The organism is Chryseobacterium indoltheticum, from assembly GCF_003815915.1.
In the GTDB taxonomy this organism is placed as follows: Bacteria; Bacteroidota; Bacteroidia; order Flavobacteriales; family Weeksellaceae; genus Chryseobacterium; species Chryseobacterium indoltheticum.
The window spans coordinates 757,959-776,407 of sequence record NZ_CP033929.1; the positions used below are offsets into that span (position 1 = coordinate 757,959).

General features: G+C 35.2%; 16 protein-coding genes. 9 read left to right on the top strand and 7 right to left on the bottom strand.

Going from position 1 to position 18,449, the window contains the following annotated elements; all coding sequences use genetic code 11:
- Positions 1 to 36: 36 nt before the first annotated feature.
- From eno to EG358_RS03640, 6 genes are all read left to right on the top strand, one after another.
- Positions 37 to 1,329, top strand: coding sequence for a phosphopyruvate hydratase (gene eno, locus EG358_RS03615; RefSeq protein ID WP_076557481.1), 1,293 nt, complete (start codon positions 37 to 39; stop codon positions 1,327 to 1,329).
- A gap of 81 nt (positions 1,330 to 1,410) precedes the next feature.
- Positions 1,411 to 2,697, top strand: coding sequence for a citrate synthase (locus EG358_RS03620; protein ID WP_076557482.1), 1,287 nt, complete (start codon positions 1,411 to 1,413; stop codon positions 2,695 to 2,697).
- A 275-nt stretch (positions 2,698 to 2,972) separates the two neighbouring features.
- On the top strand, positions 2,973 to 3,887 hold the full coding sequence (locus EG358_RS03625; protein WP_076557485.1) for a dimethylarginine dimethylaminohydrolase family protein: 915 nt from the start codon (positions 2,973 to 2,975) through the stop codon (positions 3,885 to 3,887).
- Between the two features lie 92 nt (positions 3,888 to 3,979).
- Positions 3,980 to 4,366, top strand: a complete 387-nt coding sequence (locus EG358_RS03630; RefSeq protein ID WP_076557487.1) for a four helix bundle protein — start codon at positions 3,980 to 3,982, stop codon at positions 4,364 to 4,366.
- Positions 4,367 to 4,519: 153 nt separating this feature from the next.
- Complete coding sequence (gene ctlX / locus EG358_RS03635; RefSeq protein WP_076557489.1) at positions 4,520 to 5,443, top strand: citrulline utilization hydrolase CtlX; 924 nt, start codon at positions 4,520 to 4,522, stop codon at positions 5,441 to 5,443.
- Between the two features lie 120 nt (positions 5,444 to 5,563).
- Positions 5,564 to 7,321 carry a discoidin domain-containing protein gene (locus tag EG358_RS03640; RefSeq protein ID WP_076557491.1) on the top strand — a complete coding sequence of 586 codons (1,758 nt, stop codon included), beginning with the start codon at positions 5,564 to 5,566 and terminating at the stop codon, positions 7,319 to 7,321.
- Positions 7,322 to 7,451: 130 nt separating this feature from the next.
- On the opposite strand, the gene EG358_RS03645 is transcribed toward EG358_RS03640, so the two are convergent.
- From EG358_RS03645 to recJ, 6 genes are all read right to left on the bottom strand, one after another.
- Positions 7,452 to 8,294, bottom strand: coding sequence for an alpha/beta hydrolase (locus tag EG358_RS03645; RefSeq protein ID WP_076557493.1), 843 nt, complete (start codon positions 8,292 to 8,294; stop codon positions 7,452 to 7,454).
- Between the two features lie 73 nt (positions 8,295 to 8,367).
- A complete protein-coding gene (locus EG358_RS03650) occupies positions 8,368 to 10,635 on the bottom strand; it encodes an outer membrane beta-barrel family protein (RefSeq protein WP_076557495.1) in 2,268 nt (755 codons plus the stop codon).
- 240 nt (positions 10,636 to 10,875) lie between these two features.
- On the bottom strand, positions 10,876 to 11,214 hold the full coding sequence (locus EG358_RS03655) for a DUF3817 domain-containing protein (protein WP_076557497.1): 339 nt from the start codon (positions 11,212 to 11,214) through the stop codon (positions 10,876 to 10,878).
- Positions 11,215 to 11,264: 50 nt separating this feature from the next.
- Positions 11,265 to 11,849, bottom strand: a complete 585-nt coding sequence (gene nadD, locus EG358_RS03660) for a nicotinate (nicotinamide) nucleotide adenylyltransferase (protein WP_076557499.1) — start codon at positions 11,847 to 11,849, stop codon at positions 11,265 to 11,267.
- A 27-nt stretch (positions 11,850 to 11,876) separates the two neighbouring features.
- On the bottom strand, positions 11,877 to 12,242 hold the full coding sequence (locus EG358_RS03665; RefSeq protein WP_076557501.1) for a four helix bundle protein: 366 nt from the start codon (positions 12,240 to 12,242) through the stop codon (positions 11,877 to 11,879).
- A 47-nt stretch (positions 12,243 to 12,289) separates the two neighbouring features.
- Positions 12,290 to 14,005 (bottom strand): single-stranded-DNA-specific exonuclease RecJ, encoded by a 1,716-nt coding sequence (gene recJ / locus EG358_RS03670; RefSeq protein WP_076558029.1) that lies wholly within the window; start codon positions 14,003 to 14,005, stop codon positions 12,290 to 12,292.
- A 215-nt stretch (positions 14,006 to 14,220) separates the two neighbouring features.
- Here recJ and EG358_RS03675 point away from each other — a divergent pair, with 215 nt between their 5' ends.
- The 3 genes from EG358_RS03675 (at position 14,221) to EG358_RS03685 (ending at position 16,683) form a co-directional block, all read left to right on the top strand.
- Positions 14,221 to 14,931, top strand: coding sequence for a ferritin-like domain-containing protein (locus EG358_RS03675; protein ID WP_076558030.1), 711 nt, complete (start codon positions 14,221 to 14,223; stop codon positions 14,929 to 14,931).
- A 19-nt stretch (positions 14,932 to 14,950) separates the two neighbouring features.
- Complete coding sequence (locus tag EG358_RS03680) at positions 14,951 to 15,766, top strand: ferritin-like domain-containing protein (RefSeq protein ID WP_076557503.1); 816 nt, start codon at positions 14,951 to 14,953, stop codon at positions 15,764 to 15,766.
- A gap of 101 nt (positions 15,767 to 15,867) precedes the next feature.
- Positions 15,868 to 16,683: a M48 family metalloprotease gene (locus EG358_RS03685; protein ID WP_076557506.1), complete on the top strand. Its 816-nt coding sequence runs from the start codon at positions 15,868 to 15,870 to the stop codon at positions 16,681 to 16,683.
- An 86-nt stretch (positions 16,684 to 16,769) separates the two neighbouring features.
- Here EG358_RS03685 and EG358_RS03690 read toward each other — a convergent pair whose 3' ends face one another.
- Complete coding sequence (locus EG358_RS03690) at positions 16,770 to 18,392, bottom strand: ABC-F family ATP-binding cassette domain-containing protein (protein WP_076557508.1); 1,623 nt, start codon at positions 18,390 to 18,392, stop codon at positions 16,770 to 16,772.
- Positions 18,393 to 18,449 lie beyond the last annotated feature (57 nt).

Here is an 18,449-nt window from a genome sequence, read left to right on the forward strand (position 1 = left end):
TGATTAAATTTGTCTAAACTATAAAATAGATAAAAAATGAGTTACATTTCTTACATAGAAGCGAGACAAATTTTGGATTCAAGAGGAAATCCTACAGTTGAAGTTGATGTATTTACAGAAAGTGGTGCGATGGGTCGTGCTGCGGTTCCTTCTGGTGCATCTACAGGAGAGCATGAAGCAGTAGAATTGCGTGATGGTGGTTCTGAATGGATGGGGAAAGGGGTTTCCAAGGCTGTAGAAAATGTAAGAGAAGTAATATCACCTGAATTGGTGGGTCTTCCTGTTTTTGATCAGAACCTTATTGATCAGATTATGATCGAGCTGGATGGTACAAACAATAAAGGAAACTTGGGAGCAAACGCAATTCTTGGTGTTTCTCTGGCAGCTGCAAAAGCTGCTGCAAACGAATTAAAATTACCTTTATACAAATATATTGGTGGTGTCAATGCAAATACACTTCCTGTTCCGATGATGAATGTAATCAATGGTGGTTCGCACTCAGATGCACCGATTGCTTTCCAGGAATTTATGGTAATGCCGGTAAAAGCAGATTCTTTCTCTCACGCATTGAGAAAAGGAACTGAGATTTTCCACAATCTGAAATCTATTCTTCATTCAAGAGGTCTTTCTACTGCGGTAGGTGACGAAGGTGGTTTTGCACCAACTTTCAAAGGAACTGAAGATGCTTTAGATACTTTACTTCAGGCTATCGAAAAAGCGGGTTACAAGCCGGGTGACGATGTGATGATTGCCTTAGATTGCGCAGCGTCAGAATTCTACAAAGACGGAGTTTATGATTACAGAAAATTCCAGACTCCGGATGCAGCTCAGTTTACCAGCAGCGAGCAGGTTTCGTACTTAGCAGAATTGGCAAATAAGTATCCAATTATCTCTATTGAAGATGGAATGCAGGAAAACGACTGGGAAGGTTGGAAAATGTTAACTGACAAAATCGGTGACAGAGTACAGTTGGTTGGTGACGATTTATTCGTAACAAACGTTGAAAGATTATCAAGAGGAGTAAAAGAAGGAATTGCTAATTCAATCTTGGTAAAAGTAAACCAAATCGGGTCTCTTTCTGAAACAATGGCAGCGGTACAAATGGCTCAGCACAACAAGTTTACTTCTGTAATGTCTCACAGATCTGGTGAAACTGAAGATTCTACAATTGCTGATCTGGCGGTAGCTATGAATTGCGGTCAGATTAAAACAGGATCTGCTTCAAGATCAGACAGAATGGCCAAATACAACCAGTTATTAAGAATTGAAGAAGCTTTAGGAGATACTGCTTATTTCCCTGGTTTGGATGCTTTCAAAATTAAAAGATAAATTAAATAAAAAAAACAGCAAACTTTTTTAGTATTGCTGTTTTTTGTGTATTTTTAAGAAATTTAAATAAAATATTATATAATGTCAGACAACAAAGTTATATTGAATTATGACGGTAATTCGTATGAATATCCTATCGTAGATAGTACAATCGGAGACAGAGGAATAGATATTTCAAAATTAAGAGACCAAACGGGTCTTATTACCTTAGATTTAGGGTACAAAAACACAGGTGCTACATTAAGCGATATCACTTATCTTGATGGTGATCAGGGAGAATTGTTCTACAGAGGTTATCCTATCGAGCAAATTGCTGAGAAATCAAACTTTACTGAGGTAATGTATCTTTTGCTGCACGGTGAATTGCCTACAACAGAACAATTTAATACCTTCAACGGTAATATCAAAAAATATAACTTCGTAGCAGAGGAGATGAAAAAAATCATCGATGCTTTCCCGCGTTCTGCTCACCCAATGGGAGTTTTATCTACTCTTACTTCTGCATTAACAGCTTTTAATCCTAAAGCAGTTGATGTAAATTCTAAAGAAGAGATGGATCTTGCTGCAGAATTGTTGATCGCTAAATTTGCTCACCTTGCTGCTTGGACGTACAGAAAAACTTTAGGACTTCCTTTAAACCACGGAGATAATAACCTAAACTATGTAGAAAATTTCTACAAAATGTCTTTCAGACAGCCAAATGCTGATTTCGAAATCAATCCTGTGGTAGTTCAGGCTTTAGATAAATTATTAATTCTTCATGCAGATCACGAGCAAAACTGTTCTACATCTACGGTAAGAATGGTAGGTTCTGCTCACACAGGTCTTTTCGCTTCAGTTTCTGCAGGTATTTCTGCACTTTGGGGTCCACTTCACGGCGGTGCAAACCAGGCAGTTATCGAAATGCTTGAATTGATCGAAAAAGACGGTGGTGATGTTAACAAATGGGTTGCTAAAGCGAAAGATAAAAACGATAGCTTCCGTTTGATGGGATTCGGACACAGAGTTTACAAAAACTTCGATCCAAGAGCAAAAATCATCAAAAAAGCTGCTGACGATTTATTAGCTGCTTTAGGAATTGAAGATAAAGCGCTTGATATTGCAATGCAGCTAGAAAAAGTAGCTCTTGAAGACGAGTACTTCATCGAGAGAAAATTATATCCAAACGTAGATTTCTATTCTGGAATCATCTACAGAGCATTAGGAATTCCTACAGAAATGTTTACCGTAATGTTTGCATTAGGAAGACTTCCTGGATGGATCGCTCAGTGGAAAGAAATGAGACTAAAAGGAGATCCAATCGGAAGACCAAGACAGGTTTACCAAGGAGCTCAAAAAAGAGATTATATCGATATCACAAACAGATAATATTGTTTTCTCAAATAAATATAGATCCCAAAGTTTTTTGCTTTGGGATTTTTTGTTTTACATAATAAAAGATTATTTAAAAATTTAACAAAGATATTGTGCTTAAAATTAAGTTGATAATCATTAATTCTATCTGTAAGTTTTCACTTCATCAGATGAAATGATTGGAGATTTACAAATGAACAAAAGTTTCGGGAAAAGCCTTATTTATTCTCGATTGTAAAAACTTTCAGCATCACATCGGTTTGATTATATTTGCTTAATTCTCATTATTTATGAAATTAAATATAAAAAACGAAACTGGTAGACTGAGGTCGGTAGTTTTAGGGCAACCCAACTCTATGGGCGGCGTTCCGACTTTGGAAGAAAGCTATGATGCCAAATCATATTATACGATAGAGCACAATATGTATCCGAAGGAAGCAGACATCATCAGCGAAATGAATGCTTTTGAAGCGGTTCTGAAAAAATATGACGTTCAGGTTTTCCGTCCGGATATTATTAAAGATTATAATCAGGTTTTTGCAAGAGATGTAGCTTTTGTGATCGATGATAAAATGATTATTTCTAATGTGATTGCAGACAGAGCCGACGAACAGGAAGCGTACAAAAAAGTTTTTGAAGAAGTAGCCTGGAGAAAAATTATCAATCTTCCGGAAACAGCTCATATCGAAGGCGGAGATATAATCGTTTGGAATGACTTTCTTTTCATTGGAACGTGTTTCAGTGAAGATTACAGAAGTTATAAAACAGCAAGAACGAACGAATATGCCATTGAAATTCTTAAAGAATATTTTCCTAAAAAGAGAATTATCGATCTTGAATTAAAGAAAAATGATAAAGAACCTTATAAAGGTATTTTGCATTTAGACTGCACATTCAATCCAATTGGCGACGATAAATGTATTATTTATAAGAACGGTTTTGTAGATGAAAGTGATTACAATTTGATCATTGATATTTTCGGTGAAGAAAATTGCTTCCATGTAAACGATGAAGAGATGTTTGAAATGGTACCCAATGTTTTCTCAATTTCACCTGAAGTTGTGGTTTCAGACCAAACATTTACAAGAATGAACAACCATTTAAGAGATGTTTGGGGAATGACTGTCGAAGAAATTCCTTATAGGGAGATCTCTAAAATGGGAGGGTTGTTGAGATGTTCTACGATGCCTTTGGTGAGAGATTAATTATGTCGGAGGGTCTTAGAGTTGGAGGGTTTTAGAGTTTAAAAGAAAGCTTTTGTGTTGGTATTTTTGCTATTTTAGTTAAAAATACAGTGATGTCAATAATTAAATTTCATCAGGATCTTAAAGTATATCAGGAGTCCTTTAAAACAGCAATGGAAATCTTTGAGTTAACCAAGGTTTTTCCTAAAGAAGAGCTTTACTCTCTTACAGATCAGATTAGAAGATCCTCAAGGTCAGTTTCAGTAAATATTAGCGAAGCTTGGGGCAAAAGAAAATACGAAAAATCTTTTGTGGCCAAATTGACAGATTCTGAAGGTGAAGCAAGAGAAACCCAATCGTGGCTTGAATTTGCTTTGGCTTGTAAGTATATTAAAGAAGAACAATATAATAATTTAAACAAACAATATAATCACATCATCGGAATGTTGGTGATTATGATGAATCAATCAGAAAAGTGGTGCTCATTTGTAGGGAAATAAGTCGGAGAGTTTTAGAGTGGAAGAGTTATTGAGTAGGAATAGAAAAAAGAGAATTCTAAAACTCTAAATTTTCATATTTACTTAAAACACGAAAGCCCTCAAACGCTCCAATTCACATACCCTCAAACTCACCAATCCTCAAACTTTAAAACTATGCAGACAACAGATACAGTATTAATGATAGAGCCGATTGCATTCGGTTACAATGCAGAAACGGCAGAAAATAATTATTTTCAAGTAGAGCAGAAAGGGGCGGATATTCAGTCAAAAGCTTTGGCAGAATTTAAAATTTTTGTTGAAAAACTGAGAAATAAAGGAATTAATGTTATCACCATAAAAGATACTATCGATCCTCATACTCCGGATTCTATTTTTCCAAACAATTGGGTAAGCTTCCACAAAGATGGAAAAGTGGTTTTGTATCCGATGTTTGCTTCAAACAGAAGAGTAGAGCGAAGAGAAGATATTATTGAAAGTATCAAAAATCAAGGTTTTGAAGTATCAGAAATTGATGACTGGTCTTTGCCTGAAATGCAAGGACACTTTTTGGAAGGAACGGGAAGTATGATCTTTGATCATGATAACAAAATCGCTTATGGTTCGGTTTCTTTGAGGCTTGATGAAAATTTATTCAGAGAATTCTGTACCAAATATAGATTTACCCCGGTTGTCTTCCACTCGTTTCAAACGGTTGGTGACGAGAGGCTACCAATTTATCATACCAATGTAATGATGTGTGTGGCCGATCAATTTGTCGTGATTTGTTTAGATTGTATTGATAGTGAACTGGAAAGAAGCAAAGTAATAGAAACCATTAAAAATTCAGGAAAAGAGATCATTGAAATTTCTGAAGAACAAATGCAGCAATTTGCCGGAAATATGCTTCAGGTACAAAATAAAGATGGTGAAAAGTTTTTAGTAATGAGCCAAACTGCTTATCAGTCTTTGAATGCTGAGCAAATTTCAAATATCGAAAAATATTGTGAAATCATTTATTCAGATTTAAATACGATTGAAGTAAACGGAGGCGGAAGTGCACGTTGTATGTTGGCAGAAGTTTTCTTACCTAAAAAATAAAGTATTTTAAATTAAATAAATTACAACTTCTGGCTTTCTAAAAGTCAGAAGTTTTTTATGCTTAGATACGAAGCAAACCGTTTAAAAAACTTTAAATTTGTAGAAATATAAAGTTTGATTATGAGTAAGAGATTATATTTCAGCATGGTAATACTTCTGTGCTTCTTTTCGAATGCGCAGCAAAAAACGTATTGCAATCCTATTAATATCGACTATGGCTATACGCCTTTTGAAGTTTTTTCAAAACAAGGAAAGCATCGTGCAACCGCAGATCCTGTGATTGTAAATTTTCAGAAGAAGCTTTTTCTTTTTTCGACCAATCAGGAAGGATATTGGTACAGCGACAATATGCTCGACTGGAAATTTGTGAAAAGAAAATTCCTTAGAGACAATAAATATACTCACGATCTGAACGCTCCTGCAGTTTGGGCAATGAAAGACACTTTATACGTTTACGGCTCTACCTGGGAACAGGATTTCCCAATCTGGAAATCTACCAATCCTACAAAAGACGACTGGAAAATTGCAGTAGATACCTTGAAAGTCGGAGCCTGGGATCCTGCTTTTCATTATGATGAGGATAAAAATAAGCTCTATTTATATTGGGGATCAAGCAACGAATGGCCTCTTTTAGGAACTGAAGTTAAAGTAAAAAATCTACAGTCTGAAGGTTTTGTAAAGCCTATTTTAAGATTGAAACCCGAAGATCACGGTTGGGAAAGATTTGGAGAATATAATGACAATGTTTTCCTGCAGCCTTTTGTAGAAGGAGCTTGGGTGACAAAATATAAAGACAAATATTATATGCAGTATGGCGCTCCGGCAACAGAATTCAGCGGATATTCTGACGGAGTGTATGTCTCTAAAAATCCTTTGGAAGGGTATGAATACCAACAGCACAATCCTTTTTCTTATAAGCCGGGAGGTTTTGCGAGAGGAGCGGGGCATGGTGCTACTTTCGAAGATAATTATAAAAACTGGTGGCATGTTTCCACGATTTTTATTTCTACAAAAAATAATTTTGAGAGACGTTTAGGAATCTGGCCTGCAGGATTTGATAAAGATGATGTAATGTACACCAATACCGCTTATGGTGATTATCCGACTTTGCTTCCGCAGTTTGCGCAGGGAAAAGATTTTTCGAAAGGACTATTCACCGGCTGGATGTTGTTGAATTATAACAAGCCCGTTCAGGTTTCATCTACTTTGGGTGGTTATCATTCGAATAATGCCGTGGATGAAGATATTAAAACCTATTGGAGTGCCAAAACAGGTAATGCAGGAGAATGGTTTCAGACAGATTTAGGTGAAGTTTCTACCATTAATGCGATTCAGATAAACTATGCAGACCAGGATGTGGAGTTTATGGGAAAAACGGAAGGCAAAATGCACCAATATAAAATTCTTGGTTCCAATGATGGTAAAAAATGGAAAGTAATTGTTGATAAAAGTAAAAACACAAAAGACGTTCCTCATGATTATGTTGAACTAGAAAAACCAGCTGAAGCAAGATTTTTAAAGATGGAAAATCTTAAAATGCCAACTGGGAAATTTGCATTAAGCGGTTTCAGAGTTTTTGGAAAAGGAGCGGGAGCAAAACCTGCAAAAGTTCAGAACTTTGTTCCGTTAAGAGCCGATCCCAAAAAATATGGTGAAAGAAGAAGCATCTGGATGAAATGGCAACAAAACTCGGATGCCGATGGCTATGTTATTTATTGGGGAAAATCTCCTGATAAATTATACGGGAGCATCATGGTGTACGGTAAAAACGAATATTTCTTCACCGGAGCCGATAGAGTAGATTCTTATTATTTCCAGATAGAAGCCTTTAATGCTAATGGAGTTTCTGAGAGAACGGAAGTGGTAAAGTCTGAATAAGGTTAAATTAAAAAGATTACTGTAGAAATTCCTTTCGAGGACTTTACAAAAAGCTGGCGTGCATTTATCTAAAAGCACGCCAGCTTTTTTTAAAATGCAGGCTTGCTTTTTTAAAACGGACGCCAGCTTTTTATTTTTTGTCAGTATGCATTAGGAATTCACTGATAGAATGAATGACAAAAGGTGCATTTTTCTCATTCGCCCAATCGAGATGCCCACCGGGAAATTCGAAAGATTGATTAAGAATGCCGTTTTTATTTAAAGCAGAATCTAAAATCTTTTTTTGTGATAACGGAATTACAGTGTCATTATTTCCGTAAAAAGAAATTGTTGGTGAAGCATTTTTAGTTATCCAGTAAACCGGACTTGCATAATCTTCTATAGAAATTCCCTTAGAAAGTATAGTGGGATCAACCAAATGATTTTCAACAAATGAACAATCATAATAACTTTTAAAACTTGGATCTGATAAATCGGCTGGTCCAACGATATTCACCACGGCTTTTACTCTTTTATTAGCATCAAACTTATATGAATAAAGCATTGATAAATGACTACCTGCACTGTTTCCCAGAAGAATAATATTAGGTTTATATCTCAATGTTTTCTCTAAAAATAAAATTACTTTATCAATATCATCGGTCTGGTTTGGGATTCCGAAACGATTTTCCGAAGCCAATCTGTAATTAATGTTTGCAAAAACACATTGTGGAAACTTATTCATCATCGACAATGTGAAATAAGTAAGCTGAGATTTGTTTCCTCCTTTCCATCCTCCGCCATGAATGATGATGAATAAGTCTTTATTTTGTTGAGTGTTTTTGGGAATATATAAATCTAATTTTTGTTCAGAATCATTTCCATAAGAGATATCCATCTGTTTATCGAAAGTAATGTCTTTATTGATATTGATTGTTTTTTCTTTGCAGTTTAACAGTAAAATGAAAAATAAAAGTGCTAAAAATTTATTCATACTTAAATATAAACGAAACCCACCAATTTCTTGGCAGGTTTCTGTACAAAATAAAATATATGAAGATTGAATGTTAACGTGTTCTGCTTTTAATAGCGTCTGATGCGCCTTCGATGTCTCTTACTTTTTTCACTTTCTGGTTTCCGAAATTGTAAGTGATGCTGAATGTTCCGCCTCTTCTGAATTGGTCGTTTCTTACGTAGTTATAATTTCCGTTGTCTTGGTAATCTTCAATTTCTACGATGTTGGTTCTAAGCACGTCGGTAAGATTTAATGCAAAGGTCCAGTCGTTCCAGTTTTTCTTTAAACTTACATCAAGGCTTGAAAGATTCTTAAGCATTCCCAATTCGATTTGCTGTTTGTCTACGAAGAAATAATTTACGCCCAAAAACCAGGTTTTCTTTTTATCTAAACGAATAGTGTTATTGGTTTGAATCAAGATACTTGTAGATTTTATATTATTACTATATACAATTTGGTTTCCCTTTTTATCAAGAAAAATATCACCATTCGTAGGGTCTATAGACAAAGAACCATTGTTAACGTTGTGCTGTACTCCAATATTGAAATTCATCGTTAGATATTGATTAAAAAATGTTTTGTTCATTCCCAACATTGCAGACATTTCCTGTTTGTCACCAAAATTTGTTCTGATGTAGCGAAGCACGTTTTGCTCAGTGATTTTACCATCCATAGATTTAGCATACCCTTGCAATGGAACCTGAGTAATTTGATCTTTAAAATACGAATGATTTAAAATAAGGAAGTAAGAACTTTTATACATGTACGTCAGTTCCTGATTATACGTTGACGAAGCTTTTACAAAAGGGTTGTTTTGAGTGTAATTGTTTTCGGTAAGAATATTTCTTACAGGATTCAGCTCCCAGAAACTTGGTCTTCTCATTCTGCTTGAAAACGCATAAGAGATATTATTCTTATCGTTAATAGCATAATTGATGCTTAAATAAGGAAGTAAATTATTATAATTTCTTTCAATCTTTCTGTATTCCGGAGCTGCATTGTCTGACGTTCCTATACTGTTGGTGATTTCGTAACGGGTACCAATTTTTCCGGAAAATTTATCAGAGAATTTCTTTTCTAAAGTTAAATAAGCCCCATAAATATTTTCATCATAAATGAAGTGATTGGGTGTAAATTCGGTTGGTTCACCCGCTTTAAATGTATTGTTTTTTGTATCGTTATCAGTTTTTGTTTTATTAAAATTTCCCCCAACAGCTATTGTAAAATCATTTTTAAATTTCTGAATATAATCTACAGTACTAGAAAAGTTATTGATGATTTGTGGCAGATTTTGAGTAATGGTCTGGGTTGGGATTACTCCGGTGTCATTTCCTAAAGGATCTGCTGAAAATGTTTTGTTGTCAGTAAACTGAAATCTTTTGTAATTAAGATAAGCAGCATTTACATTTAATTTGCTTCCTAGCGAATCTGTTTTTAACTCATAATTTAGGTTAACCGAATTATTGTAAGAACGAGCATCTTCTTTATTTCTAGAATTGGTGTAATTGGTATCAAGAACATTAGTTTTTTCATTAAAAGAACGAATGGTATTGAATAAATTTACTGTAGAATTATAGCTTTTATTAGCGCTTGAGTTCCACGATAGAGCTAAGTTACTTTTATCTGTCAATTGATAATCAAAATTCAGATAACCGCCAAGGTATTGGTTAGGGTCATCAATGTTCCCTGTAGATTCATTAGATGATAGATTATTTCCGTTTCGCAAAACATAATGCTGCGCCTGAATGTTTTCTCCGCCATACAAATTGGCACTAACTCCCAATTTATCTTTTCTGTAATTGGCAGAAAAACTTGCAGAACTTCCATTATATTTATTTTGAGTATTAGACATTCTCATGTTTCCGTTCAGGCCGTCACTCATTTTCTTTTTAAGAATGATATTGATGATTCCGTCTGAAGATTCTACCTGAAATTCACTTCCGGGCACGGTAATTACTTCAATTTTCTGAATGTTTTCTGCGGGAGTATTTTTTAGAAACTGAGTAACAGATTCTGCATCCATATTGGTTTTTCTACCGTTGATGTAGATTAGAGCATTGTTTTTTCCTACGATTTTTAATGTTTTATCATCTGTTGTAGAAAGTAGAGGCGTTTGTCTTAATAGATCGAAGGTAGTATTTCCCTTTGTTACCGGCGATGCAGCTACGTCATAAACGAAACGGTCGCTTTGTTTTTTGAAAACCTGTTTTGTCAAAACCACTTCTTCAATTTTTTGGGTTTTTACTGAATCTGATTTTTTCTCCTGAGCAAAAGCAAATCCGCTTAAGAAAAGTGCTGCGATGAATATTTGAGTTTTCATAATTATATTTTTTAGTTTAGAAGCTTGTATATGTTATTATTTTACATTGCAAAGATATATAATAAATTTAGTATCATGCAATACAAAGTAGTGTAAATGTTTTTATACTTTTGTTAAGTGGTTGACTGTTAGTGACTAAAATTTATTAATGGAATTTTATAGAATTTTGAGTTTCTACATAATAAGACAACTGTAACAGAAGATATGTTACAGTTGAAGTGATATTTTTTTAAAAAATAATTATTCTCTATCGAAACGTGCCAGCTTTTTGTCTATCCAAATGGTAGCAAAAGGAAAAAAGGCGGCGATTAGAGCGAAGACAGAATCTTCATCATCCCACGCATATATTTTTCTTGTGGAAGGAATAAACAGCAGATAAAGTGTAAAAAACAATCCGTGGATGCTGCCGATTGTGCTGATGTAAACAATAGGTAAAATACCTTCAGGATCAACTCGGATCCATATCATGGCTGTGAATAGAAAAAACCATGAAATTGCTTCAGCCAAACAAATTTGTTTAAACCATTTTATGACCTTTTCCTGAGGATATTTTGAGAAAAAATTTTCGATGAATTCCATGATACTTAAAAAATAATTTTGCCTAACTTCTAACTTCTAACTTCTAACTTCTACTTATAAAAACTACTCCCATCCAAATATTCAAAAACTTCCGGTGGAAGCATCGGTCTAATGTTTTTGCCCTGCTTAATCATATTGCGAATTTCAGTTGCAGATAACTCAATAACAGGTGCTTTCACAAGCGAAATATTTTCGTGATTTATATATTTATAATCTTTTTTGTCACCTTCAAAAACTCTAGGGTAAACAATAATATGATGATTCTTTATCAATAAATCGACATTTTTCCATTTGTGTAAACTTCCAAGATTATCTTCACCCATTATTAAACTAAAAGAATAGTCTGGATGTTTTTCTTTCAGATATGTCAAAGTGTCAATGGTATAACTAGGCGTAGGAAGTGAAAATTCAACATTCGAAGCCCGCATCTCCGGATAATTTTTGATGGCGAGTTCTACCATATCGAGTCTGTTGTGATCATTCAGAAGCGACCTTTTTTCTTTAAACGGATTTTGCGGACTCACTACAAACCACAATTCATTCATATCCGAATTTTCAAGAATATAATTCGCCAATATCAAATGCCCGATATGAATTGGGTTAAATGATCCGAAAAATAAACCTATTTTTTTCAAAACTTATATATTAGGTTAAGGTTAATACTAAGGTTGTTGCCTGTTAAGATAAGACGCTATTTTATTAATTTCATGAATTACTTCATCGATTATATTTTTAATTTCTAAGTAATCTGTTTCCTTAAAATATTTAACCCTAACTCCATAAATCAAATGACTTTTAGCTTCAAATGCCGAACCTCTTGAAATATCATAAAATCGACTTTTGTCTTTACTGGTACGCCTTCCAAAACCTTCAGCTATATTAGCTGAAATACTTTCTGCAGATCTTCTTAACTGAGAGGTAAGAGCATAATCTTCTTTCCGAGGTAAGGTTTCACTAATGTTAAAACATTTTTCAGCAATGTCCATTGCCTTTCGCCAAACTGGCATTTCAGTAAAATCATTTATCATTTGTGTGGTTTTTAGCGTTACAATATACCTAAACCTTAGACTTAGCCTCAATTCTCCAAAAACTTCACATCTTTAATATTCAGGCAATGTGTTACATTTCCTTTCCAGTGATTTTCTTCTAATGTAAAAGCGATATCGAAATTTTTAGTTCTGAAATCATCAGCAAATTGACCCAGTTTAAAACCTATACATTCTATATTTCTTCCGGTAGATTCTTGTTTGATGTAAAACTTCAGGTGATTGTTATCTTTACCCATCGTTTTTAAATAACCGGAAATTTTTTGATTCCTTAAAACCAAATTAGGCTTCATATTTTGAGGCCCGAAAGGAGCCAGCTTTCTGTGGAAATTAATGAAATCTCTATTGATCTCATCAATATGAACGTCAGAATCTATGGTGATTGACGGTTCTTTTTGGTGGTCTTTTATCTTTTCACCTACGATTCTCTCAAATTTAATTTTGAAATCCTCAAACTTCGATTTTTCCATAGAAAGTCCTGCAGCAGCATGGTGACCTCCAAACTTCAGGAAGTATTCTGAGCATAAATCTAACGCTTCATGTACATCAAAATCTGAAACCGATCGGGCAGAAGCTACCATTTCGCCATTGTTTCCGTCCGTAAAAACCAATGTAGGTTTGTAGTAGGTTTCGGTAAGTCTTGAAGCAACAATTCCTATAACGCCTTTGTTCCATTCGGGATGGTAAACAATGGTTGAGAATTTGGTTTCCTGTTGAGATTCTATAATTTGATTCAGTGCTGAAAGAGTAGAATTCATGTCGAGTTCACGTCTTTCATCATTAAGATTCATAATGTCGCTTACAATTTGGTGAGCGTGTTTCAGATTGTCAGAAACCATCAGTTCAACAGCAGCTTTTCCTTGTGAAATTCTTCCCGCAGCGTTGATTTTTGGTGCAATTTCAAAAACAATATTTGAAATTTCAAAATGAGAAAGTTTATCTTCAGGGATCAAAAGTCTCAGTCCCATATTTCGGGTTTTTCTGAGCATCTTAAGACCCATTTTTGCTAGAACCCTGTTTTCTCCGGTCATCGAAACAATATCTGCAGCAATTGAAATTGCCAAAAGATCTGTCAGTTCAAACAATTCAGATTCCGGTATTTTGTAAATAGTGTTTAGTCCTTGGCATAATTTAAAACCTACACCACAGCCTGAAAGTTCCTTAAAAGGATACCTGCAGTCGTTTCTTTTTGGATCTAAAACAGCAACTGCATCAGGAATTTCATCTCCTGGCAAGTGATGGTCACAGATAATAAAATCGATGTCTTTGCTTTTGGCATAATTGATCATGTCAGTGGCCTTGATTCCGCAATCTAATGCGATAATCAACGAAAAACCATTGTCCTTTGCAAAGTCAATTCCTTCGGTAGAGATTCCGTAGCCTTCAGAATTACGATCCGGGATATAATAGTCTAAATATTTTTTTTGAACAATTTTACTCAGATAAAGATACATCAGAGCAACCGCAGTCGTTCCGTCTACATCATAATCTCCGTAAACCATGATTTTTTCACCGTTTTCGATAGCTGTTGCAATACGCTCTACGGCTTTTTGCATATCTGCCATCAAAAAAGGACTGTGAATATCGGTTACATTAGGTTTGAAAAACTCTCTTGCCTTTTGATAATTGTCAATTCCTCTGAGAACTAATAGTTTAGATTCAAAAGTTCCAAAACCAAGCGACGAACTCAATCCATCAACAATTTCTTCATCAGGTTCAGGTTTATAAATCCATTTTTGACTCATTTCACAAAAATAGGTAAAATTTATTTTAAAATCTATTGAAAAGTCCATCCAAATTCAAATTCTTCCTGATTGTATATTTTAAATTATTGTGAATGTTTATGGTGGTTTTTGATTAAATCATTAAGGAATTTTAATTTTTTTTACAATTTATTAAAACCAAACTGTTGTGACTCTCGTACATGATTTTAAATATAAACCCATTTAAAAATTATATTATGAAAAAAACAATTCAAGTTTCTAACCAGGGAGCAACTCTGGATACCGGCAGAAGAAACTTTCTAAAACTGAGCGGCATTGGTATTGCCGTTGCCGGCCTCACGTTGATAGGCTGCGATGACGATAATTTTGACTACACACAAAATAACGGAATATTTGATTTGGGAACAGGTGATGTTGGTGTTTTAAACTATGCATATGCCCTTGAGCAGCTCGAGGCCGATTTTTACACTAAAGTCGTTAATAATTTCTACACCGGCATCTCAAGTGCCGAAAAAGAAATTCTTACAGATCTTTATCACCATGAAGTTATACACCGCGACTTTTTCAAGGCAGCTATTTCCGGCGCAACGAATAATGTTTTACCTACTTTAGAATTTCAATATCCAAGTGTAAATTTTAATGACAGAAACTCAGTATTAGCTACAGCAAAAGCTCTGGAAGATACTGGTGTTGCAGCTTATAACGCAGCGGGCAAATATATTTCCAATCCTGCATATCTGGTACTTGCCGGAAAAATTGTTTCCGTAGAAGCCAGACATGCCGCAGCAATTAGAGATTTAATTAATCCTGGTACAGCAGCGTTTTCAGGAGATGATGTAATCAATGCCAACGGACTCGATGTGGCTAAAGAGCCTAAAGAGATTGTAATGGCAGCAGGTGGATTTATAAAAACTCCGTTCACTTGGAAAGAGCAAGGTATAAACTAATCAAATTAAATCTTTTATTATGAATATTCTTAAATTACTAGATAAACTTTCAGACGATTCTTTTTTTACAAGACAAACGTCTAGATCAGGTTCGCTTTCAGATATTTCAGCATTTGGAAAAAAGGCGGCAGTTGCAGCTCTTCCATTAGGCTTGGCAGGTTTAATGACCACAACAGCGAAAGCGGAAACTCTTACAGATACAGTTCCCGGAACTACAATGAAAAGTGCACTAACCGATGCGCTGCAGCTAGCACTAACTCTGGAATATTTAGAAGATGAATATTACAGATTGGGTCTTAATGCAGGAACTTTGATTCCTACAGCAGACCGTACTGTTTTTATGCAGATTTCTAAACATGAAGCAGCCCATGTTGCTTTTCTAAAAAGTACACTGACTTCATTAGGAACAGCGCCAGCAGCAAAACCCACTTTCGATTTTACAGCTGGAGGAAGTTTCACACCATTTACAAATTATCAGCAGTTCTTGATTTTGGCGCAAGCTTTTGAAGATACCGGGGTGAGAGCCTATAAAGGACAGGCTGGAAATGTGATGTCTAATAAAACAGTTCTTCAGGCAGCTTTACAGATTCACTCTGTGGAAGCAAGACATGCCTCTCAGGTAAGAAGAATGCGTGCTAATAAAGGGTGGATCGAATTGGCAAATGGCGGTAATATGCCTGCAGCAACCAATGCAGTATATGCAGGCGAAGATGTGACATTACAGGCTGGATTTAATACAGCTACTGCCTTTGGAGCAGCAGCAGGATCTGCAGCTTACGATGAGGTTCTTAGCGGAACGGATGCCGCAGCAATTGCAGGTCTCTTTATTGTTTAAAATAATTTCTTTTTTTAATATTAAAAATCCTTTTTCGGTATTGCCGGAAAAGGATTTTATTTTGAGGAAAAGTATTATCTTCACGGCACAAATTATTAATTATGAAAAAAATCTTAGTTTCTGCACTTTTGCTAAGTGCTGCTGTGGGCGTACAAGCTCAGAAAATTAATCTTGGAAAGGCTGCAGGTGTCGTTTCTAAAGGAGCTTCAGCTTTGTCTTTCTCTAATGCAGATGCTGTAAAATTATCTAAAGAATCGGTCGATTATATGGATAAGAATAATCCAGTTGCTGGCCCGAAAGATCCTTACACGGTAAGACTGAATAAACTTTTTGGAAAACACAAATCTCAGGACGGTTTAAACCTGAATTATAAGGTTTATAAAGTAAAAGATATCAATGCATTTGCTTGCGCAGATGGCAGTGTTCGTGTTTTTTCTTCGTTAATGGATATTATGACTGATGATGAATTATTGGCTGTAATTGGCCATGAAATTGGTCACGTTAAAAATGAAGATACAAAAGATGCGATCAAGTCTGCTTATCTTAAAGCTGCTGCTTTAGACGCTGCTTCATCGGCTTCTTCTACAGTAGCCACATTAAATGAAAGCCAAGTCGGGAAAATGGCAAATGAATTTTTGGATGCTTCTCACAGTAAAAAACAAGAATCTCAGGCAGATACTTATTCTTACGATTTTATGAAAGCAAATAACTATAATGTTGTTGGAGCTTACACTGCATTTAAAAAGTTGGCGTTATTGTCTGAAGGCGGAACAGCCCAGTCTGGGTTCCAGAAAATGTTTAATTCTCATCCGGACAGCAATAAAAGAGCAGAAGCTGTGAAAAAACGTGCTGAAAAAGACGGTTTATGGAAAGATCCGGGAACCGTGACTTTGCCTAAAACAAAACTGACTAAATAATCTTAACTAAATATTTAAAAATAAAACTCCTCAAAGTCTACTTTTTTTTTGAGGAGTTTTTTATGAATTTTAATGTTGTTCTAAAATTAAGAATACATTTTTTCTCTTAATTCTTTTATCTTTTTATCAGCAAGATATTCGTCGTAAGTCATTTCTCTGTCGATGATTCCGTTTGGAGTCAATTCGATGATTCTGTTACAGACAGTTGAAAGCATTTCGTGGTCATGAGAAGCCAACAAAAGGTTTCCTTTGAAGTTAGACAATGAGTTGTTCAAAGTCGTGATACTTTCAAGGTCTAAGTGGTTCGTAGGCTCGTCTAATAAAAGAACGTTTGCTTTCTGAAGCATCATTCTACTGAACATACATCTCATTTTTTCACCTCCTGAAAGTACTTTACAAGATTTCAAAGCTTCATCACCTGAGAAAAGCATTCTTCCCAAGAATCCTCTCATGAATTCTTCGTGACGCTCTTCGTCGTTTTTGGTAAATTGTCTCAACCAGTCAACTAAGTTGATATCTTCTTTAAAGAATTCTGTATTGTCTAAAGGCATGTGAGATTGATTAGTTGTAACTCCCCAAGCAACAGCTCCTTTGTCCGGTTGAACGTTTCCTGCTAAAATTTCGAAAAATTCTGTAATTGCCAAAGAGTTTTTAGACAAAACAGCAACTTTATCTCCTTTTTTAAGGTTAAGATCAATATTAGAGAACAATAATTCTCCATCTTTTGTTTTTTCAAGACCTTTTACATCTAAAATCTGATCACCCACTTCTCTCTCCATTTCAAAAATGATTGCAGGATATCTTCTTGAAGAAGGTTTGATATCATCGATGTTTAGTTTATCGATCATTTTCTTTCTTGCAGTAGCCTGTTTAGCTTTTGCAACGTTTGAACTAAATCTTGCGATGAAATCCTGAAGTTCTTTCTTCTTTTCTTCCGCTTTTTTGTTCGCCTGAGCTCTTTGTCTTGTCGCTAATTGAGAAGCTTGATACCAAAAAGAGTAGTTACCTGTGTAAAGGTTTAATTTAGCGTAATCTAAATCTCCAATGTGCGTACAAACCGTATCTAAGAAGTGACGGTCGTGAGAAACTACGATTACCGTATTCTCATAATCAGCAAGGAAATCTTCCAACCAAGAAATTGTATCAATATCAAGGTCATTCGTAGGTTCATCCAGAATCAATACATCAGGATTTCCGAAAAGCGCCTGAGCCAAAAGAACTTTTACTTTGTCCTTATTTTCCAGCTCACTCATCATTTGCCAGTGCATGTCATCTTTGATGCCGACGTTTGAAAGCATGGTTTGTGCGTCAGATTCTGAATTCCAGCCGCCCATTTCATCGTAAACAACGCCTAGTTCACCCGCTTTAATTCCGTCTTCGTCAGAGAAGTCTTCCTTTGCATAAAGGGCATCCATCTCTTCTTTTATTTCAAATAATTTTTTGTTACCTCTTAAAACCGCTTCCAGTACAGTAAATTGATCGTACGCAAAGTGATCCTGCTCAAGAACAGACATTCTTTTTCCAGGTTCCAAAGATACGTGTCCTGTTGTTGGGTCTTGTTTTCCAGTTAATATTTTAAGGAATGTAGACTTTCCTGCACCATTAGCTCCGATGATTCCGTAGCAGTTTCCCTTCGTAAACATAATGTTTACCTCGTCAAAAAGAACTCTTTTCCCGAATTGTAAAGATAAATTAGATACTGTTAACATATAGTTTTGTAAATTTGGCGCAAAATTACGAAAAGAATTTGGGTAAATTATAATAAT